Annotated in this window: 1 protein-coding gene and 1 pseudogene; both read left to right on the top strand. The window is 66.2% G+C overall.

The genetic code is table 11. From position 1 onward, the window contains the following. Positions 1-196 precede the first annotated feature (196 nt). Entirely contained in the window at positions 197-355 is a 159-nt protein-coding gene (locus tag MKK55_RS29345) for a hypothetical protein (protein WP_409566074.1), read from the top strand. Positions 356-385: 30 nt separating this feature from the next. After that, positions 386-646: pseudogene (locus MKK55_RS29350) on the top strand (molybdopterin-dependent oxidoreductase); the annotation flags it as partial. Positions 647-745 lie beyond the last annotated feature (99 nt).

Here is a 745-nt window from a genome sequence, read left to right on the forward strand (position 1 = left end):
TGACGTCGAACGCGCTGCCCATGGGGCCAAGGTGAGGTCTGCCGACACGACTTCCAAGGTAGCTGCGCCGGGTGCACTATATTTGAAGACATGTTGGCGAACATCACCTTGGCCCCATGGGCCGCGCATTCCACGTCATCAACCTAGCCTCTCCCACCCCCTCTCCCGGGCCAAGCTGAAACCGGAGACGCGCTACGTGGTGGTCCACTGCGCCGACACCATGGACCAGGGCAGTCCGCTGGAAGGCGGCGAGGAAGGCGCGGAGACCGACGAGGCGGCTCCCGCCGGCAACGCCAACCCGGCGATGGCCAAACAGTCGGGCAGTGGCGAGAACAGGAAGGATTCCGGCGGCTAGCAGGCGTCGGAGGACACCGCGGCCAGCGGCGGATCGCCGGTCCGGTACTACGAGAGCATCGACCTCGTGGACGCGTTCCACCCGCAGACGATCCTCGCCTACGAGATGAACGGCAAGCCGCTTCCCGTCTCGAATGGTGCCCCGCTGCGCCTGCGCGTCGAACGCAACCTCGGCTACAAGCAGGCCAAGTACGTGATGCGCATCGAGGTGGTCGAGAGCTTCGCGCAGCTCGGCGAGGGCAAGGGCGGCTACTGGGAGGACCAGGGCTACGCCTGGTATGCCGGCATCTGAGGTGGCAGGGACGTGCCGTCGACGTTCACGCGGGACCTAGATCCTCGCCATTTCCGAGGCGACGTCCAGCAGGGTTTCCCCGGTCACGTCGGGTCCCTT

The organism is Methylobacterium sp. J-059, from assembly GCF_022829485.1.
Classification (GTDB): domain Bacteria; phylum Pseudomonadota; class Alphaproteobacteria; order Rhizobiales; family Beijerinckiaceae; genus Methylobacterium.